Origin of the sequence: Sphingomonas turrisvirgatae (assembly GCF_001721295.1) — a bacterium.
Classification (GTDB): domain Bacteria; phylum Pseudomonadota; class Alphaproteobacteria; order Sphingomonadales; family Sphingomonadaceae; genus Sphingomonas; species Sphingomonas turrisvirgatae.
In genome coordinates this window covers 88040-112518 of record NZ_MDDS01000075.1, presented here as the reverse complement: position 1 = coordinate 112518, position 24479 = coordinate 88040, and the positions used below count along the sequence as shown (strand labels likewise).

Genomic DNA, 24479 nt, shown 5'->3' with positions numbered 1-24479 from the left:
ATGAATCATGAAACCGGCAAGCACTGAACCTTGGCTGGCGTTGCTGCACCAGCTGCCGGCCAAGCCGCCCTATTTGCGCGTGAAGATCTGGCGGCGGTTGCAGGCGATCGGGGCGGTGCCGCTGAAAAATGCGGTGCATGTGCTGCCAGCGAGCGAGACGAGTGAAGCAGCTTTGCGCGAGGTGATGGACGAGATCGTCGATGGCGGAGGCGAGGCGACGCTGATCCGCGCCGCGCTGATCGCGGGCCAGTCCGATCGCGAGGTGCGCGCGCTGTTCGATGCGGCACGCGACGCGGATTATGCGGAGATCAGCGATACGGCGCGGCGGCTGTTGGCCAGCGGCCCGGCGAGCGGGGGCGAGATCGCGCGGCTGTATCGACGGTTGGAAGACACTGGCCGGATCGATTTTTTCGGCGCGTCGGGACGGCAGATCGCCGAGGCTGCGCTCACCGAACTGGTGCGCCTGCGGCACGTGCATCCGGACGTGGCGCGGAACGAGCCGGGACCGCTGCTGACGCGCGAGGCGCTGACCGGACGCGTGTGGGTGACGCGGGCGGGGGTGCATGTCGACCGCATCGCCAGCGCGTGGCTGATCCGCCGCTTCGTCGATCCGCGCGCGCGGTTCCGCTTCGTCGATGCACGCACCCATGAACCGGTCGCCGGCGAGCTCCGCTTCGACATGGCGGACGGGGAGTTCACGCACGAGGACGATCGCTGCAGCTTCGAGACGATCGTGCTCCGCGCCGGGCTGAGCGACGATGCAGCGCTGACCGCCATCGGCGAGATCATCCATGAGCTGGACATTGGCGACGGCAAGTTCGCGCGGCCCGAGGCGCCCGGCGTGGCCGCGATGCTGGCGGGGGTGTGCGCGTCGAGCGAGGACGATCTGGAGCGGATCGAGCGCGCCGGTGGGGCGCTGGACCAATTCTACAGTTTCTTTGCCAGCAGGAAGCAGGGCGGATGAGCGTTCCGGATCATGGCGTCAGCTTTGGCGACGCGGTGAAGGTGTGGGCACGGATCGCCGCGCTCTCGTTCGGCGGGCCGGCGGGGCAGATCGCCGTGATGCATCGCATCCTGGTGGACGAGAAGCGCTGGATCGGCGAGGCGCGGTTCCTGCACGCGCTCAATTACTGCATGTTGTTGCCCGGACCCGAGGCGCAGCAGCTGGCGGCCTATATCGGCTGGCTGCTGCACAGGACCAAGGGCGGGCTGGTGGCGGGCGCGCTGTTCGTGCTGCCGGGGTTCCTGGCGATCCTGGGGCTGAGCTATGTCTATGTGCTGCTGGGCAAGGTGCCGCTGGTCGAGGGAATGTTCTTCGGCCTCAAGGCCGCGGTGCTGGCGGTGGTCGTGCAGGCCGTCGTGCGGGTCGGATCGCGCGCGCTCAGGAACCACGTCATGCGTGGTATCGCGGCGGCGGCGTTCGTGGCGATCTTCTTCCTCGATGCGCCCTTTCCGTTGATCGTGCTGACGGCGGGCGCGATCGGCTTTGTCGGCGGGCGCCGCGGCATTGCGGCGTTCCTTGGCGGAGGCGGACACGGCTCGGCCGGCGGCGCGGTGGTGCAGGATCGAGACACGGCGCTGGGCGAGGGGTTGCCGGCGCACGCCTCGCCCGGGCTGGGCTGGTCGCTGCGGATCAGCGCGCTGTTCCTCGTCTTGTGGCTGGCGCCGGTGTTCGCGCTGCTCGCGCTTCTGGGGCCGGACCATGTGTTCACGCAGATCGCGAGCTTCTTCAGCCAGATGGCGGTCGTGACGTTCGGCGGCGCCTATGCCGTGCTGGCCTATGTCGCGCAGGCGGCGGTCGGAACCTATGGCTGGGTGACGCCGGGCGAGATGCTGGACGGACTGGGGCTGGCCGAGAGCACGCCGGGGCCGCTGATCATGGTGACTCAGTTCGTCGGGTTCCTGGCGGCGCTGCGCGAGGCGGGGGGCATGAACCCGCTGGTGGCGGCGACGCTGGGCGCGGTGCTGACGACATGGGTCACGTTCATGCCGTGCTTCCTGTGGATCTTTGCCGGGGCGCCGTACGTCGAGCGGCTGCGCGGCAATCGCGCGCTGTCGGCGGCGCTGGGCGCGATCACCGCGGCGGTGGTGGGCGTGATCCTCAACCTGGCGCTGTGGTTCGCGATCCATACGCTGTTCGGCGAGGTGCGGGCGGTGGCAATGCCAACGGGGTCGTTCGAGGTGCCGGTGCTGGCGTCGGTGAACTGGCCGGCGCTGGCACTGGCAGTCGGCGCGGGAATCGCGGTGTTCCGGCTGAAGATCAGGATGATCCCGGTGCTGCTCGGTTCGGCGGCGCTTGGCGCGATCTATGTCGTGGCCGGCTGACGGGCGAGCTGAGCGAGCGCGGCGCGTAGATCGGCCTGGCGGAACGGCTTGGCGAGTTGCGGCAAGCCGATGTCGAGGTCGCCGCCGGCATAGCCAGTCACGACGAGCACCGGCAGCGCGGGATGGCGTTCGCGGACATGCGCGGCGAGTGCGGCGCCGTCCATGCGCGGCATCATATAGTCGGTGACCACGATGTCGAAGGTTGCATCGTCGGCCAGCCGGGCAAGCGCTTCGCCGCCGCCGCTGGCCTGCGTGACGCGGTGGCCCATGTCGCGCAGCATTTCGGCCGTGCCGGCGCGGACCAGTTCCTCGTCATCCACCAGCAGGATGGACAGCGCCCGGAAGGATTCGTCCGTTGCGGTGACAGCGCGACGATCGGTGGCGTCGGCGGCCGCATCGGCGACAGGCAGCGCCAGATCGGCGCGCGTGCCGTGGCCGGGCGTGCTTTGCAGATCGAACGTGCCGCCCAGCTGCGCGGCGAGGCCATGCACCATCGAGAGGCCGAGGCCGGTGCCCTTGCCCAGTTCCTTGGTCGAATAGAAGGGCTCTACCGCGCGGGCGAGCGTCGCGGCGTCCATGCCGATGCCGGTGTCGATCACCGAGAGGCGCACGAAGCCGTCGGCCTGGTCCAGCGCCAGCGTCAGCGTCCCGCCATTCGGCATGGCATCGCGCGCATTGACGCACAGGTTGAGTATCGCGAGTTCGAGCTGGTTGGGGTCGGCGAGCGCGGCGGGCAGACCGGCAGGCGCGTCGATCACGAGCTCGATCGCCGGGCCGATCGAACTGGTGATGAGGTCGCGCATGTCGCCGATCAGCGCGGCAAGATCGACGGGACGGGTTTCGAGCGCCTGACGCCGGGCGAAGCCGAGCAGGCGCTGGACCAGCGTCTTGGCGCGTTCGGCCGATTGCAGCGCGCCATCGAGCAGCCGGGCCGAGCGCGGATCGTCGGCATAGCGGCGCCCGAGCAGGTCGAGCGCCCCGGTGATCGGGGTGAGGAGGTTGTTGAAATCATGCGCGACGCCGCCGGTCAGCTGGCCGATCGTCTCGAGCTTTTGCGCCTCGTGCAGCTGGGCCAGCGCGTTCTCGCGCTCGCTGACGGCGGCGGCAACGCGACGTTCGAGGCTTTCGTTGAGTTCGCGCAACGCGATCTCGGCCCGCTTGCGCTCGGTCACGTCCTGAAAGATGACGGCGACCTCGCGCCGCTCCGGCGGCTCGACGCGAAAGGCGGCGAGGTCCAGATGGCGGCCCGTCGCCTCGAGTTCGCGGCTGAAGCGGATCGGCTCGCCGGTCAGCAAAACCTTACGATAGAATTCGACCCAGGCGTCCGCTTCGTCGGGCACCATCTCCTGCACCTTTTGCCCGACGACGAAGGGAATGCCGGTATGGCGTTCATAGGCGGGGTTTGCCTGGACATGGATATAGTCGGTCAGCGGCCCCTTCGAGCTGTCGAGGAACTCGATGACGCAGAACCCCTCGTCCATCGTGTCGAACAGCGTGCGGAAGCGCGTTTCACTGTCATGCAGCGCGGCGAGTCGGGCGCGCGCATCATATTGCCGCCGCCGCGCGCGCAGGGCGGAGCGGGCGAGGCTGACGAGCGTGGTCGGGTGAAACGGCCGTTCGAGGAAGGTGACGTTGCCCAGCACTTCGAGATGGCGGGCGGCGGTCGGGTTGCGCTCAAGCCCGCCACCGCGCGTGGTGAGCAGGATAAACGGCATGTCGGACCATTCCTCCTGATCCGCAAGCCATCGCGCGAGCGGCTGCAGGTCCGCGCCCAGGATCGCCTCTTCGGTCACGATGATGAAGGCCGCGCCGCGGTCGAGCTCGGCCAGGATCGCCGGGAGCGAGGCGCATGGTTCGGCCTCCAATCCCGCTTCGCGAAGCATGGCGACGGCGATCGCCGCGTCGCGGCCGCGCGGCGCGAGGATCAAGGCGCGTTCGGAAACCGTGGTACGCTTCACGCGTCCTCGCGGCTGAGCAGATCGGCATCGCCGACAATCGTCGGCACGCCCCGCAGAATGCCCTGGAACCGGTCGAGCGGAGGCCCCAGCGTCACGCCGCGTGTGCCGATCTGATACTCGCGGATCGAATGCTCGTGTGCGCCGGTCCGCTTCTTGATGACTGAGACGGCGCGGCGGACGCGGCCGAGCGCCTCGAAATAGCGCAGCAGGATCACCGTATCGGCGAGGTAGGTGAGATCGACCGGTGACTTCATGTCACCGACCAGGCCGTGTTGCGCGACGTTGAGGATCGTCGTCGCGCCCTTGCGATTCAGATATTGCAGCAGTTCGTGCATGTGCAGCACCAGTGCGTGCTCGCCAGGCATTGCCGCCTGATAGCCGTTCAGGCTGTCGATCACCACGGTCCGGGCGCTGTTCACCTCGACACAGTGGCGCACGCGTTCGGAGAATTCGCCCGGAGTCAGTTCGGCGGCATCGACCTGTTCGAGGATCAAGTGATCGGCATCGATCATGGCCTGCAGATCGATGTCCAGCGCACGGGCGCGCTGGATCAGCAACTGTCGCTCTTCATCGAAGATGAACATCGCGGCGCGTTCGCCGCGCTGGATCGCCGTCTTGATAAAGGTGAGCGCGAGGATCGACTTGCCGGTACCGGCCGGACCCAGGACCAGCAGGCTGGATCCGCGGTCGATACCGCCCCCGAGCAAGGCATCGAGTTCCGGCGAGTCGGTCGTCAGCAGCGTTCGATCGAACGATGTCCTGTGCTCGGCGGCGATAAGGCGGGGGAACACGCGCACGCCGCCGGTATGGATCGCGAAATCGTGATAGCCGCCGCGATAGCGACGGCCGCGATACTTGATCACCCGCAGGCGGCGACGTTTGGCGCCATATTCGGGTGCGAGTTCTTCCAGCCGCAGCACGCCATGCGCCACCGAATGAACGGTCCGGTCGTTCACTTCAGTGGTGAGATCGTCGAGCATCAGGACCGTCGCGCCGCTGGTCGCGAAAAAATGCTTCAGCGCCAGGATCTGACGGCGATAGCGCAGCGAGTTTTGCGCAAGCAGGCGGATTTCGGAAAGGCTGTCGAGCACCACGCGATCGGGCTTGACCCGCTCGAACGCCTCGAAGATGCGGCGCGTGGTTTCCCCAAGCTCGAGGTCGGACGAATAGAGCAGGCTCTGCTGCTGTTCGTCGTCCAGCAGGTTTTCGGGCGGGATCAACTCATAGAGTTCGATCCCGTCGAGGGAGATGTCGTGCGAGGCGGCCGAGGCGCGCAGCTCCGCAGCGGTTTCGGACAGGGTGACATAAAGGCATCGCTCGCCAGCCTGTGCCCCGGCGACGAGGAACTGCATGGCCATGGTCGTCTTGCCGGTCCCCGGACTGCCTTCCAGCAGGAAGGTGCGGCTGCGTTCGAGGCCGCCCCCAAGGACTTCATCCAGGCCGGTTATCCCAAATCGGGCATCATGGGGCGTGGATTGCGTCATCGGGATGCTTTCGGGGTTCGAGTTCGGGCCGCGTTATAGCAGGTTGCGCGGCGTCGTCAGCCAATTCCGCGCGTGCCCATCGGGGCAACTGGCGGGGGGGGGGGCAAGGGCGTGCCGGGATCGATGGCGAGCGACCAGGGCGCGGGCAGGTAATCGAGCGACATGTAGAAATAGAAGGCGCACGAGCCGTCGCGCCGGAAGGTCGCCCCCTTGACGATGCCGAAGGCGGTCGTGCCGCTGAACACCGGGCCGCCGCTGTCGCCACCCTTGCAGGTCGGTCCGGCGACGGCGATCCACGTCGGCAGGCAATAGCCGCCGCACAGCTGGCCAGCCGGCGCGAAGTCGAGCAGTTCGACCTCCGCGCAGCTATAGCCGGTGCTTTCGCCGCGATGGCACACGAAGTCGCCGGCGCGCGTGCTCGCCTTCGTGCGCTGCGCTTGGACGGGACGAAGGCGTGAGCGATCCTTGTCGGCGTAGAACAGCGCACGATCCGGGGTCGGGCCGGTATGGATCTGGACGTCGTGATAGCCCCAGCCCCATTGGCCGACAAATGCGAGCGGTGTGGCCTGGCGATCGGGTCCGATATCGCTCAGCTGATCGAGGCAGTGGGCGGCGGTGGCGATGCCGTGCCGCACCCCGTCGGTAACGGCAAAGCCACCGGTGCAGCGATAGCGCTTGCGGCTTTCCGGATCGACGCCATCGAGACGCCCGCCGCCGGGCACCGACAGGTTGCGATCGACGCGATCGAATACGCGGATCTGCACCGGCACGCCGGTCAGCGCCTCGATCCGGGCGTCGAGCGTATCGGCGCCGCCCGCAGCCCTTGCCGCCGCATTGCCGACCACCACGACGAGTTCGCCGGTACGCGGATCGATGCCCAGCGACGGCTCGATCCCGCTGGCCTCGCGGATCGCGGCCTGATGATTGGTGAGGGCCCAGAGCACGCGTTCGCGCGTCGCCGTCGCGCCACTGCGAAAGGTGACCGGCACCAGCGATGCGCCGGCGCGGATCAGCGTGGGGGCCGGCGTCGTGGTGCCGGTGAGGACGATGACGAAGCGATAATCCGGGCGATGCTGGACGAAGATGCCGGCGAGGCGCGCGCGATAACGCGCCGCAAGTGCGTCGATCGCGGGCACGCTGTCGCCTTGCGCGGCGAGGCGGCGGACCGCTTCGGCAAGGGGAACGTCATAGCTGCGGGCATATTCGCCGGCGTCCTGCAGCAGCGCCGCCTCGCGGGTCTGGATGCCCGGTTCGTCCCGCGCGAACGCCGCCGGTGCGGAGAGCAGCAGGCCGATCAGAACGGAAAGCATCCAGCGCAACATTGCGAACGATCTAGGGGCGCAGGCCGCCGCCGCAAAGGCCCGGCGCAAACGCCCTCAGCCGGACAGGTCGCCGAGCGCCATGAGGCGCGCGAAATCCCCCTCGATCCAGCCCATCGGGTCGCTGCCGGTCCCGGGCAGCACATCGTCGACCGTGCCGATCAGCAGGTCGTGCGTACCGAACGGCTGGGTGTGAGCGATGGTGCAAAGGATGCTGACGAGTGCGCCGGGCAGATAGGGCAGCCCGTCAGTTTCGGCCCAGCGCGCGTCTTCGAACCGGGCGCCGCGCCGCGCCGGATCGGAGAACAGCGCGACGAGATCGGCCTGGCTGTTGCAGAGCAGGTTGATGCAGTAGCGGCCCGCGCGCACGATCGTGGCATGTGCGCTGGCGTTACGGTTGACCGCGACGAGCATGGAGGGCGGGTCCATCGACACCGGGATGACCGCGGAAGCGGCGAGGCCGGCACGGGCGCCGGTTTCCGGATCGGTGCTGGTGATGAGCGCGACCGGCCCCGGCATGCGGCGCATGGCTGCCTTTAGCTTCGTTGCGATCGCTTCCTGGTTCATTGCCACGCTCCGTCGCTGCAGCCCTTAAAGGGCAGCGACGCGGGTGCAAGCCCCGTGCGCGCCGCGGACGGTTGGCGGGACCGGGTGCGGGAGGTCGATAGACAAGCAAAATAGAAGATCGATCGGCTGATTCGGGAGATCACGGAAAGTTCCATCGAGTTTGACGAATGTCGGCTGTGATCTCAATCGAGTATGTTCGATCAACAATCGTTGAACAGGCTGGGGAAGCGCGGCGTATCTGACTTGTCCATTACATCGGTTATGATTGAAAAATCTTGTTTGAGCGCGTGGCCGGGCACCATGACGCGGCCGGCCAGTTGGTGCCGGGATTGGAGGTGCCGACATGTTCATGCACAACAAGCGTTTGCAATATACCGTCCGTGTGGCCGAGCCTAATCCCAAGCTCGCCTGCATGCTGCTCGAGCAATTCGGCGGGGCCGATGGCGAACTCGCCGCGGCGATGCGCTATTTCACGCAGGGGCTGGGCGAAGAGGATCCGGGCCGCAAGGACATGCTGCTCGACATCGCGACCGAGGAGTTGAGCCATCTCGAAGTGATCGGATCGATTGTCGCGATGCTCAACAAGGGCGCGCGGGCGCAATTGTCCGAGGCGCAGCAGGCCGAGGCCGAGCTGTTCGCGATGGTCGGGCAGACGGGCACGAGCGCCAAGGAGTCGATCCTGTTCGGCGGGGGACCCGCGCTGATCGACAGCGCCGGCGTGCCGTGGACTGCCGCCTATGTCGATACGCGTGCCGAGCCGACCGTCGATCTGCGGTCGAACATCGCCGCCGAGAGCCGCGCCAAGATCGTGTACGAGCGGCTGATCAACATCACCGACGATCCCGGCATCAAGGACGCGCTGGGATTCCTGATGACGCGCGAGGTGGCGCACCAGAAATCGTTCGAGAAGGCGCTGTATTCCATCGAGAACAATTTCCCGCCGGGCAAACTGCCGGGGATCGAGGAATATGCCAATGTCTATGTCAACGCCTCGCAGGGCGAGGGTGACATGCAGGGGCCGTGGAACTCGGGCGAGCAATGGGACCGCATCGACGATCTGGAGCAGGCCATGCCGATCGACGGAAGCACCGGCAATGCCAGCGTCGACCTTCCCGAAGCCGATGCGCAGGCATTGTCGCAGATGATGGCGCGCAATGCGTCCGATCCGACGCAGGACCCGACCACGGGCGCCGAATTAGGCGCTGGTCCGGGTGCGGGGCGGATCAAGGATATCGCGATGAAGGAATTGTGAGGACCACTGCCGCTGCGGGAGCGGGTCGCGGCCGTTGAGCGTTCGGCGCTGAATGGACCCGATCGTTTCCGCCGGGCTGCTGGGCAGCCTGCTTGCGGGGATGGCGACCGGCATCGGCGCCATCCCCGTCCTGTTCATGCCCAAACCAAGCGACGGGCAACAGAATCTGCTGCTTGGCTTTGCCGCCGGGGTCATGCTGGCCGCGTCGTTCTTTTCGCTGATCCTGCCAGGGATCGAGTTCGCGCGTGAGGCCGGCGCGTCACGCTTCATGGCCTCGGCACAGATCGTCGCCGCAGTGCTGCTGGGCGGGCTCGCGATCGCCAAGCTCAACGACTGGCTTCCGCCGCTCGACCGCATCGGCGTGGGGCCGCCGGGCATTGCGAGCGCGTCGGTGCGGCGCATCTGGCTGTTCGTCGCTGCGATCACCCTGCATAATTTTCCCGAAGGCATGGCGGTGGGCGTCAGCTTTGGCAGCGGCGACATGGATCAGGGGCGGGTGACCGCGCTGGGCATCGGGCTGCAGAATATTCCCGAGGGGCTGGCAGTCGCCGTCGCGCTGGGCAGTATCGGCTATCGGCGCGCGCATGCGGTGGCGATCGCGGCACTGTCAGGTCTGGTCGAGCCGCTTGCCGGGGCGATCGGCGTCACGCTGGTGAGCGTCGCCCATGCCTTTCTGCCATGGGGCCTGGGCCTTGCGGCCGGCGCGATGATCCATGTCGTGGCGAGCGACATCATTCCCGATGCGCACCACCGCATCAAGGGCGGGGGTCGCGTGACCACCGGGCTGATGATCGGGCTGGGTGCGATGATGTTCCTCGACACGACGCTGGGGTGACGGGCGAGCGGCGGGAAGGGCGTATCGCGGGCGATCAGCTTCCCTTGAGCTTCGCCGCCAGGAACGAGAGCACATCGACCTCGGTCGCTGCTTTTGCCGCGGCATTGGCGGCGACCGACTGGCGTGACCTGGTCGGCGTGTCGTAGCTGTGCGTCGCGCCGTCGAACATGCGCAGGTCGATGTCGCCGCCCATGCCCTTACTGCGCCCGATCAGCGTCTGGCACAATTTGGGCGAGACTTCCTCGTCCGCGGTGCCCATGAACACGCGAACGGGGTGATAGGGTTTGTAGCCGACCTTCTCGAACCGCTTCTGCATGCCGCAGCCGGGATAGAGCGAGACGCCGGCGGCAAAGCCGATCTTGCGCATGTCGCCGGGCTTGTCGTCGGCCATCGCCGCCAGCGTCGTGCTGCCCCCGTTCGACCAGCCGAGCAGCGCGACGCGCGTCGGTACGACGTCCGCGCGCGACTGAAGGAAACGCAGCGCGCCATAGGCATGGAGCGGGCGGTACTTCACCTCGTCCACCGTCTCGGGCCGGTCCTTGTAGGTGCCTGCCGCAAAGCCGGTGGGATAGCCCACCGCGCCAAAATCATCGACCATCAGCGCGGCATAGCCGTTGCGCGCCAGCAGCTGGCCCCACGCCTTGTGCCGGCTCGACAGGGTGGCCGCGTCGTACTTGCCCTTGGCAAGCGTGGAGTAGGCGCCACCCCGGCCGTGCATCATCACGACGGCGGGGACGCGGCCGGCCGCGTTCGCCGGCTTGAACAGATAGCCCTTTACCTCGGTCTTGCCATCGCGGCTGAGGAAGCTGACCGCCTCGACCTGTACCTCCTGCGCGGTAGCGGGGGTGGCGACGACAAAGGCGGTGGCGATGGCTGTGGCAAGGCGGTAGCGCATCTCAGTTCCTTGCCGGCAGGGTGATCGTGCGGGCGACGCCGTCGCGACGCGGATCCGCGCCGCCATCAAAGCCGCCGTTGCGGAGCATCACCCCGTGAAGCCCGGAATTCTCGCCCGATCCGCCGCGCACGGTGACGCCGCGCGCGCTCATCGCTGCGGCGAGCGGCGGCGCGAACTTGCTCGCTTCGCCATTGAACGCGGTGCCACGCGCGACGAGGTTGGGCAGTGCGAGGGCATCGGCGACGGGCATGTTCCATCCGACGATGCCGACCAGCGTCTTGGACACATAGGCGAGAATGGCGTTGCCGCCCGGCGAGCCGATCGCCCCGGCGAGGGTGCGGTCCGGATTGAGGATGATCGTCGGCACCATCGAGGATCGCGGCCGCTTGCCCGGTGCGATCGCGTTCGGCCCATCGGGAACGAACGAGAAGTCGGTCATCTGGTTGTTGAGGAAAAAGCCGTCGACCATCCGGCCGCTGCCGAACAGGCTCTCGACCGTAGTGGTCATCGACACCGCATTGCCATCGCCGTCGACGATGACGAAGTGCGAGGTGCCGGCGACTTCCTGCGTCGCGTCGATCCGGGCGGTGACAGCACCGGGCGGTGTGCCCGGTTGCGGCGCGGCACCGGCGCGCTCGCCGACCAGCGCGGCGCGGCTGGCGACATAAGCGGGATCGAGCATCCCCTTGACCGGCACCGTGGGCACGTCGCCGACATACGCGTCGCGGTCGGCGTACATGACGCGGCTCGCCTCGGCATATTTGACCCAGGCGACTGGATCGTTGGGGCCGCGCTTCGCGATGTCGGTCCGCTCGATCATCGCCATCAGCTGAAGCAGGCCGACGCCCGACGAGGGCGGGGGCGGGGCGCACAGGATATAGACGCGGAATGGATTGCAGACCGGCTGGCGCACGATCGGGCGATAGGCGGCGATGTCCGCTTCCGTCATGCTGCCGGCAAGGTCGCCCTGGCGCACGCGCGCGACGATGCGCCGGGCAGTTTCGCCCTTGTACATCGCATCCGGCCCCTCGCTCGCCAGTCGGCGGACGAAGGCGGCGTAAGCGGGATTGCGCAGCGTGTCGCCGGCCTTGATCTGCTGCCCCTGCGCATTGCGGAAATAGGCGACGGCATCGGCACCGCGCGCCTGGGGCGCCCGGCTGTCGATCAGCTGGGCGAGCCGATCGGTGACGGTGAAGCCCTGATCGGCGGTGCGCACGACGTCACCGAACAGATCGCGCCAGGCAAGCTTGCCCGCGTTGCGATGCGCTAGGCCAAGCATGGCGACGACGCCGGGAACGCCGGTCGCACGTCCCGAGACAACCGCCGTGCCAAAGGGCAACGGCTTCCCATCGGGGCCGAGCAGCATGTCGGGCGTTGCGCCGGCGGGGGCGACCCCACGCCCGTCATAGACGGTGATGCCCTGGGTCGCGCGATCGTAATGGACCAGGAACGCGCCGCCGCCGAGCCCGCTGCTCTGCGGCTCGACCAGGCTCAGCATCGCCTGCACCGTCACCGCGGCATCGACGGCCGAACCGCCGCGGCGCAGCACGTCCAGCCCAGCCTCGACCGCGATCGGGTGCGCGGCGGCGATGAACGCCTGACGCGGCGTGGCGCTTGAGTCCGGCGCGGGCGCGACCGGCGCCGGCGCGGCGGCGGGCAGGGTGGCGCGCGGCGCGCAGGCGGCGAGTGCGGCGAGGGCGACGGCCGCGACGAGCGGCTTGAACACCGGCTTCATGGCTCGACCGCCCGGGCGCCGGGACGGCGCGGATCGGCCGCGCCGAGGAACAGCTTGTCGGTAATCATGATCGACTGCGCACTTCCCATCGTTTCGTCCATGTCGATGCGATGCCCCTTTGCCTTCAGCGCGGCGACCGTATCGGGGTTGAAGTTCGGTTCGACGCGAAGCGCGGCGGTCGTGCCCTGATAGATGCGCGGCTGATGAGTCGCTTCCTCGACGTTCAACCCGAAATCGACCGTGTTCACGACCAGCTGCAACATGGTGGTGATGATCGTGCTGCCGCCCGGCGTGCCGATGATGAGCCATGGCTTGCCGTCCTTGAACACCATCGTCGGCATCATGGTGGACAGCATGCGCTTGCCGGGCGCCATCGCATTCAGCGGGGGTGGGGTGCCCTTACGCCGCGCCTGCCATGCCTGTTCATGGCTGAAGTTGTTCATCTGGTTGTTGAGCAGGATGCCCGTGCCGGCGATCATCACGCCTGAGCCGAAGTCCGATCCGAGCGTATAGGTGGTCGATACCGCATTGCCCTCGCTGTCGGCGACCGAGAAGTGCGTGGTCGAGGGGCTTTCGAACTTGAGCGGATCGCCGGGCTTCAGGTCGCGCACCGGCGTCGCCTTGCTGGGATCAATCAGCTTCACGCGCTGGGCGGCATACGCCTTGGACGTGAAGCCGCGCACGGGCGCGGTGACGAATGCCGGGTCGCCGAGTGACTGGTAGCGATCGAGATAGGCGAGCTTCATCGCCTCGGCCATCACGTGGAGCGACGCGGCGGACCCTGCCCCCATCCCCTTCAGGTCGAAATGCTCGAGCATGTTGAGCATGTTGATGAGCGTCGCGCCGCCCGCGCTGGCCGGCGGGGTCGTATAGACTTGCAGCCCGCGATAGGTGCCGACGAGCGGGTCGCGCTCGACCGGGGCGTAGCTGGCGAGATCCGCGCGGGTGATGAGGCCGCCATTGGCCTTCATGTCGGCCTCGATCCGGCGCGCGATCTCGCCGGTATAAAAGGCCTTGGCGCCGCCCTTGGCGATCTGTTCCAGCGTCCAGGCAAGGTCCGGCTGCCTGAGCAGTTCGTCCTTGGCATAAAGCGAGCCGTCGGGCTTGTAGAAGACCGCCTTGCCCGACGCGCTGCGGGCGAGGCGTTGGCGGCCCCAGCCGAACACGAAGGCTTCGTCGGCGGTCAGCTTCACGCCATCGCGGGCAAGGCGGATCGCCGGCTCGACAAGCTTCGCCCAAGGCAGCTTGCCCCATTTGCGGTGTGCCTGCTCCAGCCCCGCGACGGTACCCGGCACTGCGGGTGCGAGATAGCCATAGGAGGCGATGCCGCGCTCCTCGCCCTTTTCATCGACGAACATCGCCGGCGTCGCGGCACGCGGCGCGATACCGCGGAAATCGAGCACGCGAACCTGTTTGGACTTCGCGTCATAGACGGTCATGAACCCGTCGCCGCCGATATTGCCCGCGCGCGGCAGCGTGACGGCGAGCGCGAAGCCGACGGCCACCGCGGCATCGACCGCGTTGCCGCCCGCACGCAGGATCTGCGCGCCGACATCGCTGGCGATGGCGTTCTGGCTGACCACCATGCCGCGCGTGCCGACAGTGGGCGAGTGGATCGACGGGTATTCGAGCAGGTGCCGGCTCTGCGCCGCGACCGGCATTGGCAGGGCAAGGGCGAGCGCCGACAGCGCGAGGGTAAACTTACGGAACATCATGGTGCTCACACGTCCTTGGCGGAATGATAGACATCGACGTCCATCTCCTTCTCCCAGCGCGCCACGGCAGTGGCGATGGCGAGGTCGGAGGTGACGTTGGGAATCGTGCGGGTCATATCGAGGATGCGGTCGAACGGCAGCACGAAGCCGACCACCAGCGCGGTCTGTTCCGGCGTGATGCCGATCGCGTGCAGCACCGCCGCCAGCACGAACAGCGAGCCGGACGGGACGGGGGCCACGCCCATCGCCACGATCGTGGTCGTTGCGGCGATGATGGCGTAGTCGGCCCAGCTCAGGTCGACGCCGAACGCCTGCGCCGCGAACAGCGTGAGCATCGCGACGTACATGGCGGCACCATCCATGCCGATCGTCGCGCCCAGCGGCAGCACGGTCGAGGCGACCGGTTTGGACACACCCAGATTGCGTTCGGCCACGCGGATCGCGACGGGCAGCGTCGCCGAGCTGGACGAGGTCGAGAAGCCGACCATGATCGCGTCCGCAATGCCGCGGAAGAAGGGCAGCGGGGAAAGCCAGGCCATCAGCCGCACGACGATGAGACCGTGGATCAGCAGCGTGACGATCGCCGACCCGATAACGACGCAGATCGCGAGCTTGAGCACGGCAATGAAGCTGGACGGGCCGCTCGTGCCCATGACCACGGCGATCAGCGCGAAGACGCCGAACGGCGCGGTTTCCATGACGAAGCCGACGATGCGCAGCATGACTTCGGAGCCGGCGCTGAGTAGCTGGCGCACCGGCTCTGCACCCTTGCCCGCCGCGATCACGCCGGCGCCGACCAGCACGGCAAAGAAGATCACCGCAAGCGTCTTGCCCTCGGCCATCGCGCCGACCGGGTTGTCAGGAATGATCTCAAGGAACATGCGCGCGGTGTCGGGCGGCGTGCCCATCGCCTTGGGCACCGCATCGGCAAAGGACGCGCCGACGCCCGGGCCGATCAGCGTCGCGACGGCAAGGCCGGTGGTCACCGCCAGCGCGGTGGTGAAGACATACATCGCCAGCGTCTTGACGCCGATGCTGCCCAGCCGCTTGGGATCGGCCAGGGCGGCAACGCCCGAAGCGATGGTCAGGAACACCAGCGGCACGACCAACATGCGGATCAGCCGCACGAACACGTCGCCAATCCAAGCGATCGAGGTCGCGCCCTCACCCCAGGCAAGGCCGACGACCGCGCCGATCACCAGCGCCAGGAGGATGCGCTTCCACAGCGCGATGCGGAACCAGGCACCGAGCGTTCGGCGGATCGCTCCCGGTCGGCGCGCCGGGCTTTCCGGCGAGGACGAAGTCATGTCGGTCATCGCGGGCAATTCCAGTGCGGTTGGCGCGGCTTGGGCAAGGGGCGACCGGCGAATGCGCCGGTCAGCTGCCCATTGTCGACCGCGAGCGTGCCGTTGACCAGCACATATCGCACGCCGGCGGCGGGACGGTCGGGGGCGTCATAGGTTGCCTGCTCGCGATAGGCGGCGGGGTGGAACAGCGCGATGTCGGCGAAACTGCCGGGCGCGAGGGTGCCGCGATCGCGCAGGCCGAGCAGCTGTGCGGTCTGCGCTGACGAGCGCTGAACGAAGCGGGCTGGGGTCATAAGCCGCTGTTCGCGGACGAACAGGCGCCAGGCACGCGCGAAACTGCCCATCCGGCGGGGATGACCGTCGGTGGCGTCGGATGACCCGACGACCCAGGGCTGCCGGGCAAACGCATCGATGTCGCGCGCGATCATGTTGAAGCTGGCGATCTTGGCACCGGGCTCGGCGATCAGCAGGCGGATCGCGGCGTCGAGCGGCGAGATCCGCCAGGCGGCGGCGATGGCGTCGAGCCGCTGGCCCTTGTGTGCGCCGCTGACCAGCAGGATGGCGTTGGCGCCGCCACGAATGCGCAACTGCTCGGTCATTTGCTCGCGCAGCTTCGCGTCGGCGGCCTTGAGCTTGGCGACCATCGCGGCGTTGCCGCCATCCTGCGCGTGGCGCGGGACCAATGCGGCCGACAGCCCGGTGCTCGACGCCTCCCACGGATATTGATCAGCGGTGATTTGCATACCGCTCGCCCGAGCCCTGGCGATGCGAGCGATGGCTTGCGGCGCCATGCCCTGCGCATCGACGCCCAGCGCCTTGATATGCGCGACGTGCAGCGGAAGCTGACCCTGGCGGGCGATGTCGATGGCCTCGTCGATCGCTGCCATCAGGCCGATCGACGCGCTGCCCTCGTCGCGCAGGTGCGTTTCGTAAAGCCCGCCATAACGTCCGGCGACGCGGGCCAGTCCGGCGACCTCACCCGCCTTGGCGAAGCTTTGCGGCGCATAATAAAGGCCTGCGGAAAGGCCGAGCGCGCCGTCGCACATCGCCTGTGCCACGAGCCGCGCCATGCGCGCCTGTTCGGGGCCGGTCGGGACGCGATCGCGCTGGCCGACGACGGTGCCTCGCACCTCGCCGAAGCCGACGAAGCTCGCGACGTTGACGCCGGCCGGCTGCGTGGCGAGCCGGTCGAACAGCGCCTTGCTGTCGACGTCGCCGCCACCGTCATTGCCGATGACGATGCTGGTGACGCCTTGCAGGAGATGGTTGGCGAGGATGCGGCGCGCAGGCGCAGCGGCCAGCGCGTCGCCGCGGCTATGGGTATGCGGATCGATCAGGCCCGGCGCGACGATCAGGCCGCTGGCGTCCATCGTGCGGCGCGCAACCACGCCGGGCGACTTGCCGATGAAGATGATGCGGTCGCCGCGGACACCGATATCGGCGATCCGCGGCGCACCGCCGGTGCCGTCGATCACTTGCCCTTTCGCGATGAGCAGATCGACGGCGATGGGACGCTGCTCCTGCGCCGCCGTCGCAGGCAGGAGCAGGAGGGACGCCGCAATGAGGGGTGCGGCGTACCGCATCAGAAGCGCTTGTTGACCGAGAAATAGATCTGGCGGCCGCGATTGCTGTACAGATCGCCGATATAGCCGTTCGAACCATCGGCGATCGGTGCCAGCTGGTTGAACAGGTTGCGCGCCCCGACGCGCAGACGAAGATCGTCCATCGGCCCGCCATCGACCGTATATTGGGCGTAGAGGCTGTGCGACAGATAATCGTCGACCCGGAAGCGCGTGCCGTCGGCCAGCAGCGCCGACGTATCGTCGACCTCACCCACATAGCTTGCGAAATAGCCCAGGCCGAAGCCGTTGTAGCGCCACGTCACGCTGGCGCTGCCGCGCCACTTGGGACGACCGTTTTCCTCGACAATGCTTTGCGCGCCGGTGACGTTGATCGTGCGATCGATCGTTCCGGCCGCCTGCGCATCGATCAACGCCTGAGCCGCGGCCCCTGGCACCTGATAGAATTCGAGCAGCCGCGCGGCGTTCAGCCGGACGCTGAAGTCGCCGATGCCGGTATTCTTGACCTGATAATATACGCCCAGATCATAGCCGCGCACGTTGCGGGGCGAGAGATTGGTGTAATTGTCGATCACCTGAATGACGCGGCCGACCGGCGCGATGCCCGTGCCGGCAAAGTTGGCGATTTCGTCCGCGGTCGGATCCGCGCGCTGCACATTGGGGTTCGACGAACCGTTGAGGCGCAGCAGATAGTCGAGCACCAGCGCATTCGCGTCGCCGAACAGGCCGATGACGTTCTTTTGCCGGATTTCCCAATAGTCCGCGGTGAACGTGAGGCGCCCCGCATTGCCCATGTTGAGCTGATAGGTCGCGCCGACCGAGAGATTTTCCGATTCCTCAGGCGTCAGATCCTGGCTGCCCGAACGGTTGCTGACCACGCCCTGGCTGCGGGTGCAGTCGTCGAAGGCGACGAGCCGGCCTGCACGGCGATCGGCTTCGCACTTGACCCAGTCGGTGCGTGTGTTCGACCGCTGGATGCCGTTTTCGAACAGCTGCGGCAGGTTGGGCGCGCGGAAGCCCTGCGACCAGCTGCCGCGCAGCTGGAAGCCGGCGACCGGGAACCACGATAGCGCGACCTTCGGCTTTGCGACGGTGCTGAAGCCCTGATAGGATTCGACGCGACCGGCCAGCTGCAGATCGAGCGAGTGGATCAGCGGCACGTTCATGTCGCGATCGACCAGCGGCACTGCAAATTCCAGGAAGCCGGAAATGGTATTGCGCGCGCCGCCGCTGTCGGGAGTGGGGCTGGCGCCCATGGTGTCGCTGCCGTTGGACGAACCGTCGAGCGCCACGAAGCGGAGCGTGCCGTCGAGCCGTGCATCGCGGTCGTCGAAGAAGGTCTCGCGCCGCGCCTCGACGCCGGCCGCCATGCCGACCCGGCCCGCGGGCAGGGTGAACAGGTCGTTCTTGCTGAGCTTGAAGTCGGCCATCATCAGCTCGGTCGTGCTGATGCGGCCGATGTTCACCATGAACGTGTCGATGATGCTCTGGGCATTCGGGGTGCTGTCATAGCGGCTGGGGTTGAGCGGATCGCCGCCGTTGAACGGATTATAGGCGCTGGCATCGGTGCGCGAGAGCGCTTCCTGGAACTTGGTCAGGCTGACCGTGCGCATGCTGTCACGCGTGCGGGCCCGAGAATAAAGTGCCGCGCTGTCGAAATCGAAGCCGAGCAGCTTGCCGCGCAAGCCGCCCAGGAAACGCATCGTGTCGTTGCGCACGTTGACGACCAGGGGGCCGGCATCGACCGGGCGGTAGTCGATAAGCTCGATCGGCACGCCGGTGGTTGCGACGCCGGTAAGCCCGGGGATGCGGTAAGCGCTGCCGACCGGTCCGAACGGGTTGTAATAGCCATTCGCCGGGATGATCACGCGCTGGCTGGCGAGCGGGGTGTCCTGCTCACGCTGCGACTGATAGTCCGCGCGATACCAGCCTGCCTCGGCAACGAATTCCAACCCGCTGTCGAATTCATGGTTGAAGAAGCCGAACAGGTTGAGGCGATCGTTGCGGCCCTGGATAGTGCGGACGTCGTTCAGGTCGTAGCGCAGGTTGTTGTCGGTCGATGCGGTCGACAGCGAGCTGTTGTCGAAGCAGGTGCCGGCATAGCCGCTGGCGACGATGCAGCCCTCGTTGGTGTTGGGCTGAATGTGGAAGATGCCGCTGCTGGTGAGCGTGGTGCCGTTGACCGACGCCGCAGTGGTCGATGCGGCGTAACTGTTGGTGAGCCGCTGGAATTCGCCCCAGATCGTATCGTTGGTCCGATTGTCGAAATCGGTGTCGTTGGCAAAAGGCGTGCCGGCGACCAGCGGGCGCATGTCGGCCGAGCGCGAATTGCGCCGTTCGCGCGCCCACAGCGCATCACGATGGTTGTACGATCCGAACAGCGAGATGTTCGACTTGCCGCCGTTGAAGCGGTGGCCGGCCTCGAACGCGAATTCCGCTTCGACCTGGCCGCTATTCTCGGTGAAGCCGATCTCGGCGGTGGTGCGCAGGCCCTGGAAGTTGTCGCGAAGAACGGTGTTGATCACGCCGGCGACGGCGTCCGAGCCGTAGATGGCGGCCGCGCCGTCAAGCAGTACCTCGACGCGGCGGACGCCCAGCACGGGGATCGTGTTGGTGTTGACGCTTTGCACCGGAACCAGGTTTTCCGACTGTGTGCCAGGGTGCAGGACCATGCGGCGCCCGTTGAGCAGGACCAGGGTGTTGCCGGTGCCCAGTGCGCGCAAATTGATCGAGGCGGTATCGCCGCGCGCGTCGTTGATGCCGCCGGCATCGCGGCTTTCGTTGAACGCCACGTCGCCCGCCTGGGGGATCGCGCGGAACAGTTCATCGCCGGTGGTCGCGGCGGTGGCGGCGATGTCATCCTCGTTCAGCACGGTGACCGGCAGCGATCCCGCGACATCGGCGCCACGGATCTGCGATCCGATGACGACGATCTCGTCGCCGCCCTGCGCGGCGACGTCGGCCCCGGTCTGTGGTTGTTGGGCGGCCTGTTCCTGCGCCAGCGCGGCGCTGGCCGTGGCCAGCAGCGAGATGCCCGTCAACAGTGTGGCCGAGCGAAAAACGGTCTTCATCGGTCGTAAACCCCCTTTAAAACCCCTGATCCCAATGCTGCGGGCTGGTTTCCCGTCAGCCGTCCCTCTCCATCAATTGCGCCACGCGCCTTGCCGATCCGGCGGCATAGGTCCAGCCCAGCCCGCCATGTCCGGTATTGGCGATCACCCCCTGCGCGATGACGCGCGTGATGGGCAGCGAATCCGGCGTCATCGGGCGCAGCCCGGCCCAGCTGGTCTCGATCCGGCCGTAGTCGGCCGCGCCCGGCAATGCGTCGCGCGCGCTGGAGACCAGCGTGGCGAGGCGCGCCGGATCAACCGTGCGGTCGCGATTGCCGAGCTCAGCCAGGCCCGCGATGCGCATCCGATCGCCCAGTCGGCAGAAGACGACGCGATTGGCCACGTCAGTGATGCTGACCGTTGGCGCGGCGGTGCCGGGCGGTGCGGTGATCGAATAGCCCTTCACTGGCTGGATCGGCAGCGATGTGCCGAGCGCGCGCGCCAGGCGGGGCGATTGCGCGCCGGCGCACAGCACGATGCAGTCCGCGCGCCAGGTCTGGCCGGAGGGTGCGATGGCGCGCGGGTCGCCATCCGCCTCGATCCGGTCGATCGCGATATTGCCGATGACTTCCTGTCCGGCGCGCACCAGCGCGTCGCGGGCGGCAAGGCAGAACAGCTGTGGATCGCCGGATTCTTCGTCCGGCGTATGCAGCGCGCCGATGATCCTGTCGCCGATCGGGGCCAGCGCAGGCTCGACCGCCAGCGCCTCGTCAGGGGTCAGTGCCTGCTGAACGACCGAGACCGCCGCCGCCTTTGCCGCCGCGAGCGACCGGGCGGCAGCGAAGCTTTGCGGCGTCCGGTAAAGATGCAGCTTGCCCGGCGTGGCATGATCGAAGCGCAGGCCATGGCGCGCGATCAGCGCGTGCAGCGCGTCGCGCGACTCGCTGGCCAGCGTCAGCCCGGCCACGGTATTGCGCATGAACGCGTCGCTGCTGGTGTTGCGCAGGAAGGCGAGGCCCCAGCGGATGAAGTCGGCGTCGATCTGTGGCTTGAGCCGAAACGCCGGGTCCAGCGCCAGCAGCAGCTGCGGCAATTGCCGCCGCACGCCGGGGCTGGCCAGCGCGTCGGTATAGGCATAGCTCAGCTGCGCGCCGTTGGCGAAGGAGGTGCCGCGGCCCGGGGCCGGTTCGGCATCGAGCACGGTGACGCGGTGGCCGCGATCGAACAGCGTGAGCGCAGTGGCCATGCCGACCACGCCCGCCCCGATCACGATAATGTCCTGCCCGCCCATATGGACAAGCTATCGGCCGGCTACGTCACGAACACTATGGAATGCTTTGTTGCTCCATAGACGGAGGTTATATCCTTCCTTCTTCGATCGTGGCGTCGAGCGTGCGCAGGAACTGACGCATCGCGCGCGAGGGATGACGGTTTTCGAGCGTCACGTGCGACAGGGTGAAGCGCAGCGCTGGCTCGACCGGAAACCAGCTGAAGCCGGGCGCGGCGAAGGCGCGCGCGGTGAATTCGTCCACGACGGTAATGCCCCGTTCCAGCTGCGCCAGCCGCGCCGCGATGAAGAACGTCTGCACCGCGATGCTTTCGCGATAGGCAATGCCGCAGGCTTTGGCAGCTTCGATGAAGATGTCGCCAATCGGGCCGGTGGCGGAAACGCCGATGACGTCGCAATCGGCCAGCGCCGTGATCGGCAGCCGTCCCGCGACCGGCCCGAAATGTCCGGTGGGGGCCAGCACAACCAGCTCGCCCTTGGTCAGCAACTCGTTCTGAAGGCGGGGATGGGGCGGGGGCGTGAAGGCGATGGCGAGATCGGTCTCCCGCTCGATCAGCGAGCGGGAGAGATCGTCATGCTGGTTGATATGAACCTCGAACGTCACGCGCGGCCACTCGCGTCGGAATCGCGCCAGCGCGCGTGGCACCACGTCGAGCGCCAGACTGGGCACCGTGCCGAGCCGGATGTGACCGCCGCCGGCCTGGCCGAGATTGCGCGCGGTGTGCTGAAGCGACTCCAGCCGTTCGAATACGTCGCCCGCCTCGCGCATCAGCACATGCGCTTCGTCGGTCGGTACCAGGCGCCCGCGCGCCAGCTGGAACAGGGGCAGGCCCAACTGGTCCTCGGCATGCCGCAGCATCTTGGAGACCGACGGTTGCGATACCCCGAGCGCCCGGGCGGCCGCGCTAATCGAGCCGTGCGTGTAGACGGCGTGGATGATTTCAAGCTGGCGAAAGCGCATGATCGCTTCCCCTAACCGATTGCGGCGCACCCGGCGACATGGCTGTTCGCGTGGGGGCGCCGCGCCGGGGCGGCAGGTGCCGCCAGCGGTGAGCAGGGCGGGCGGCTCAGTCGCCCTTCGAGAGCTCTTCCCAATCTTCGTTGGTGCGGCGGATCAGATAGGCATGGACCGCATCGGTATCCCCCTCTGACAGCACATCGGCGAAGCTGACCATGCCCTTTTCCATCCGGGTGCCCTTGAGCACGATGTCCTTGAACTCGGCATGGGTCGCGCGGCTCATCCGGCGAAGATCCTTGACGCCGCCACGCGCGCGCTCAGCGTGGCAGCTGGCGCAATTCTGCGCGTAAAGCTGCTCGCCGCGTGCGATCACGGCCGCGTCTGCCGTGGTGTCGGCCGGCCGCTCAAGCTCGACTGCGGCGTTCGCCATGGCGGGCAGCTTGGCCGTCCCGCCAAGCTTGAAAACCAGCAGGCGTGGGGAGGCCAGTGCGAAGCTGAACGCCTTTGCACTGGCGGCGTGCCCCAGGCCGCCGCCCCATCCAGCATTGACGGCGATATATTGCACGCCGTCGATCATGTAGCTGATCGGAGCGGCGATCGGCACCTGGTTGACGGGCATGTCCCAAACCTTTGCGCCTGTGTCCGCGCGGTAGGCGGCCAAAGTGCCGTGGATCGTGCCCTGAAAGACGAGGTTGCCGGCCGTCGCCAGGATGCCGCCGCTGCCGCGCAGCGGATAGGGGACGCGCCAGCGTTCCTTTTGCGCGACCGGATCCCAGGCCGTCAGCCAGTATCGATTGTTCTTTGCGGCGTAATCGGCAGCAGCCTTTCGGGTGAGGTCGTACCCCGTGGTCGAGATACCGAGCTGGCTCATATTGCCGGGCGTCTGCTTGAACGCCGGGTTGATCGAGAACGCCATGTACATTTCGCTGACCGGAAAATAGGCAAGGCCGGTCTGCGGGCTATAGGCCATCGGATGCCAGTTGTGGCCGCCGCCCGGACCCGGGGTGATCAGCACCGGCACCTCGCCATAGCGCGCTTCGGGGTTCTCGATCGGGCGACCCGTCGCCTTGTCGATGCCGGACGCCCAATTCATCGTGACATAGGGTTCGGCCGAGATCAGCTTACCCGTCGCGCGATCGAGGACATAGAAGAAGCCGTTCTTCGGCGCCTGCATCAGCACCTTGCGCTTGCGACCTTCGATCGTGAGGTCGGCAAGGATCATCGACTGGGTGGCGGTATAGTCCCATTGTTCGCCCGGCGTGGTCTGATAGTGCCAGACATATTCCCCCGTCTTGGCGCGCAATGCGACGATCGAGGAGAGGAACAGATTGTCGCCGCCGCCCGGGCTGCGATACGCCTGCGGCCAGGGACCGCCATTGCCGACGCCGATATAGACCAGGTCGAGTTCGGGATCGTAGACGATCGAGTCCCAGACGGTGCCGCCGCCGCCGCGCCTCCACCACTCCCCAGTCCAAGTTTTGGCCGCCATGTCCATCGCCTTGTCGGCCTGCGGCTTGGCCGGGTCGCCCGGTACGGTATAGAAGCGCCACAGCTGCTTGCCGGTTTCGGCGTCATAGGTCGTGACATAGCCCCGCGCCGCGCCCTCTGCGCCGGCATTGCCGATGATGACCTTGCCATCGAACACGCGCGGCGCGCCGGTGATGGTATAGGGCCAAACCGGTTCGAGCGTGTCGACGCTCCAGGCCTGTTTCCCGGACTTGGCGTCGATCGCGATCAGCCGCCCGTCGAGCGTCGCGATGATCACCTTGTCGCGCCATGCCGCAAGGCCCCGCGTGACGATGTCGCAACAGGCGAGGCGCCCCTTTTCGCGATCCACCTTGGGATCGAACCGCCACAGCTCCCGCCCGGTCGTCGCGTCATAGGCGACCGTCACGTTCCATGGTTCGATGTTGTAGAGCACGCCGTCGATCATCAGCGGCGAGGCTTCGACTCCGCGATCGACCTTGATGTCCGCGAACCAGGCAAGGCCGAGCTTCGCGGCATTGTCGGCGTTGATCTGGTCGAGCGGACTGAAGCGCTGTTCGCCATAGGTGCGCCCCGGCGCCATCCACTCGCCGGGCGTCCGGTCCGCCGACTTGAGCCGCGCATGATCGACACCGCGCGCCGGCTTCGGCGCGGTCTGGCTTACGCCTTGAGCGGCGAGCGGCAGGCACGCCAACAACATCAGGAAGCGACGCACGCTGCTCATTC

At 67.3% G+C, this 24479-nt stretch carries 17 protein-coding genes; 4 read left to right on the top strand and 13 right to left on the bottom strand.

From position 1 onward, the window contains the following. The first annotated feature begins 7 nt into the window (after window positions 1-7). Together BFL28_RS18035 and chrA are read left to right on the top strand one after the other, a co-directional pair. Window positions 8-964: a chromate resistance protein ChrB domain-containing protein gene (locus BFL28_RS18035; protein WP_079247285.1), complete on the top strand. Its 957-nt coding sequence runs from the start codon at window positions 8-10 to the stop codon at window positions 962-964. Continuing rightward, window positions 961-2325, top strand: a complete 1365-nt coding sequence (chrA, locus tag BFL28_RS18030) for a chromate efflux transporter (RefSeq protein WP_069321899.1) — start codon at window positions 961-963, stop codon at window positions 2323-2325. The genes BFL28_RS18035 and chrA overlap by 4 nt, the downstream gene beginning before the upstream one ends. Here the strand turns inward: chrA and BFL28_RS18025 are convergent. Genes BFL28_RS18025 through BFL28_RS18010 form a run of 4 tightly spaced genes read right to left on the bottom strand, consistent with a single transcriptional unit; the run spans window position 2307 to window position 7653 of the window. Beyond that, entirely contained in the window at window positions 2307-4283 is a 1977-nt protein-coding gene (locus tag BFL28_RS18025) for an ATP-binding protein (protein ID WP_069321898.1), read from the bottom strand. The two genes, chrA and BFL28_RS18025, sit on opposite strands and share 19 nt — an antisense overlap. Then, the gene (locus BFL28_RS18020; protein ID WP_069321897.1) at window positions 4280-5767 is read right to left on the bottom strand and encodes an ATPase domain-containing protein; all 1488 of its coding nucleotides are present in this window, start codon (window positions 5765-5767) and stop codon (window positions 4280-4282) included. The genes BFL28_RS18025 and BFL28_RS18020 overlap by 4 nt, the downstream gene beginning before the upstream one ends. 56 nt (window positions 5768-5823) lie before the next feature. After that, on the bottom strand, window positions 5824-7089 hold the full coding sequence (locus tag BFL28_RS18015; RefSeq protein ID WP_069321896.1) for a chymotrypsin family serine protease: 1266 nt from the start codon (window positions 7087-7089) through the stop codon (window positions 5824-5826). A 54-nt stretch (window positions 7090-7143) separates the two neighbouring features. After that, entirely contained in the window at window positions 7144-7653 is a 510-nt protein-coding gene (locus BFL28_RS18010) for a flavin reductase family protein (protein ID WP_069321895.1), read from the bottom strand. Window positions 7654-7996: 343 nt separating this feature from the next. On the opposite strand from BFL28_RS18010, the gene BFL28_RS18005 reads away from it, so the two are divergent. Then, a complete protein-coding gene (locus BFL28_RS18005; protein ID WP_069321894.1) occupies window positions 7997-8905 on the top strand; it encodes a manganese catalase family protein in 909 nt (302 codons plus the stop codon). Between the two features lie 52 nt (window positions 8906-8957). Further along, window positions 8958-9740, top strand: coding sequence for a ZIP family metal transporter (locus BFL28_RS18000; RefSeq protein WP_069321893.1), 783 nt, complete (start codon window positions 8958-8960; stop codon window positions 9738-9740). 34 nt (window positions 9741-9774) lie between these two features. Here the strand turns inward: BFL28_RS18000 and BFL28_RS17995 are convergent, their stop codons facing one another. The 9 genes from BFL28_RS17995 to BFL28_RS17955 form a co-directional block, all read right to left on the bottom strand. Continuing rightward, window positions 9775-10635, bottom strand: coding sequence for a dienelactone hydrolase family protein (locus tag BFL28_RS17995; protein WP_069321892.1), 861 nt, complete (start codon window positions 10633-10635; stop codon window positions 9775-9777). Between the two features lies 1 nt (window position 10636). Further along, the gene (locus tag BFL28_RS17990; protein WP_069321891.1) at window positions 10637-12370 is read right to left on the bottom strand and encodes a gamma-glutamyltransferase family protein; all 1734 of its coding nucleotides are present in this window, start codon (window positions 12368-12370) and stop codon (window positions 10637-10639) included. Further along, window positions 12367-14082, bottom strand: a complete 1716-nt coding sequence (ggt, locus tag BFL28_RS17985; RefSeq protein ID WP_241527394.1) for a gamma-glutamyltransferase — start codon at window positions 14080-14082, stop codon at window positions 12367-12369. Before ggt ends, BFL28_RS17990 begins: the two co-directional genes overlap by 4 nt. Before the next feature lie 8 nt (window positions 14083-14090). Continuing rightward, window positions 14091-15401 (bottom strand): dicarboxylate/amino acid:cation symporter, encoded by a 1311-nt coding sequence (locus tag BFL28_RS17980; RefSeq protein ID WP_069321890.1) that lies wholly within the window; start codon window positions 15399-15401, stop codon window positions 14091-14093. Continuing rightward, on the bottom strand, window positions 15398-16975 hold the full coding sequence (locus BFL28_RS17975) for an N-acyl-D-amino-acid deacylase family protein (protein WP_069321889.1): 1578 nt from the start codon (window positions 16973-16975) through the stop codon (window positions 15398-15400). The genes BFL28_RS17980 and BFL28_RS17975 overlap by 4 nt, the downstream gene beginning before the upstream one ends. After that, entirely contained in the window at window positions 16975-20043 is a 3069-nt protein-coding gene (locus tag BFL28_RS17970; protein WP_069321888.1) for a TonB-dependent receptor domain-containing protein, read from the bottom strand. Before BFL28_RS17970 ends, BFL28_RS17975 begins: the two co-directional genes overlap by 1 nt. 55 nt (window positions 20044-20098) lie before the next feature. After that, window positions 20099-21292, bottom strand: a complete 1194-nt coding sequence (locus tag BFL28_RS17965) for an FAD-dependent oxidoreductase (protein ID WP_241527393.1) — start codon at window positions 21290-21292, stop codon at window positions 20099-20101. A gap of 88 nt (window positions 21293-21380) precedes the next feature. Then, window positions 21381-22271: a LysR family transcriptional regulator gene (locus BFL28_RS17960; protein WP_069321886.1), complete on the bottom strand. Its 891-nt coding sequence runs from the start codon at window positions 22269-22271 to the stop codon at window positions 21381-21383. A 106-nt stretch (window positions 22272-22377) separates the two neighbouring features. Next, complete coding sequence (locus BFL28_RS17955) at window positions 22378-24477, bottom strand: PQQ-dependent dehydrogenase, methanol/ethanol family (RefSeq protein WP_069321885.1); 2100 nt, start codon at window positions 24475-24477, stop codon at window positions 22378-22380. Between the last annotated feature and the right edge of the window lie 2 nt (window positions 24478-24479).

Coding starts and splice junctions, on each gene's coding strand:
- BFL28_RS17955 (WP_069321885.1), bottom strand. CDS start 24,477: ATGAGCAGCGTGCGTCGCTTCCTGATGTTGTTGGCGTGCCTGCCGCTC.
- BFL28_RS17960 (WP_069321886.1), bottom strand. CDS start 22,271: ATGCGCTTTCGCCAGCTTGAAATCATCCACGCCGTCTACACGCACGGC.
- BFL28_RS17995 (WP_069321892.1), bottom strand. CDS start 10,635: ATGCGCTACCGCCTTGCCACAGCCATCGCCACCGCCTTTGTCGTCGCC.
- BFL28_RS18015 (WP_069321896.1), bottom strand. CDS start 7,089: ATGTTGCGCTGGATGCTTTCCGTTCTGATCGGCCTGCTGCTCTCCGCA.
- BFL28_RS17990 (WP_069321891.1), bottom strand. CDS start 12,370: ATGAAGCCGGTGTTCAAGCCGCTCGTCGCGGCCGTCGCCCTCGCCGCA.
- ggt (WP_241527394.1), bottom strand. CDS start 14,082: ATGTTCCGTAAGTTTACCCTCGCGCTGTCGGCGCTCGCCCTTGCCCTG.
- BFL28_RS17980 (WP_069321890.1), bottom strand. CDS start 15,401: ATGACCGACATGACTTCGTCCTCGCCGGAAAGCCCGGCGCGCCGACCG.
- BFL28_RS17970 (WP_069321888.1), bottom strand. CDS start 20,043: ATGAAGACCGTTTTTCGCTCGGCCACACTGTTGACGGGCATCTCGCTG.
- BFL28_RS18010 (WP_069321895.1), bottom strand. CDS start 7,653: ATGAACCAGGAAGCGATCGCAACGAAGCTAAAGGCAGCCATGCGCCGC.
- BFL28_RS18005 (WP_069321894.1), top strand. CDS start 7,997: ATGTTCATGCACAACAAGCGTTTGCAATATACCGTCCGTGTGGCCGAG.
- BFL28_RS17975 (WP_069321889.1), bottom strand. CDS start 16,975: ATGCGGTACGCCGCACCCCTCATTGCGGCGTCCCTCCTGCTCCTGCCT.
- BFL28_RS18000 (WP_069321893.1), top strand. CDS start 8,958: ATGGACCCGATCGTTTCCGCCGGGCTGCTGGGCAGCCTGCTTGCGGGG.
- BFL28_RS18035 (WP_079247285.1), top strand. CDS start 8: ATGAAACCGGCAAGCACTGAACCTTGGCTGGCGTTGCTGCACCAGCTG.
- BFL28_RS18020 (WP_069321897.1), bottom strand. CDS start 5,767: ATGACGCAATCCACGCCCCATGATGCCCGATTTGGGATAACCGGCCTG.
- chrA (WP_069321899.1), top strand. CDS start 961: ATGAGCGTTCCGGATCATGGCGTCAGCTTTGGCGACGCGGTGAAGGTG.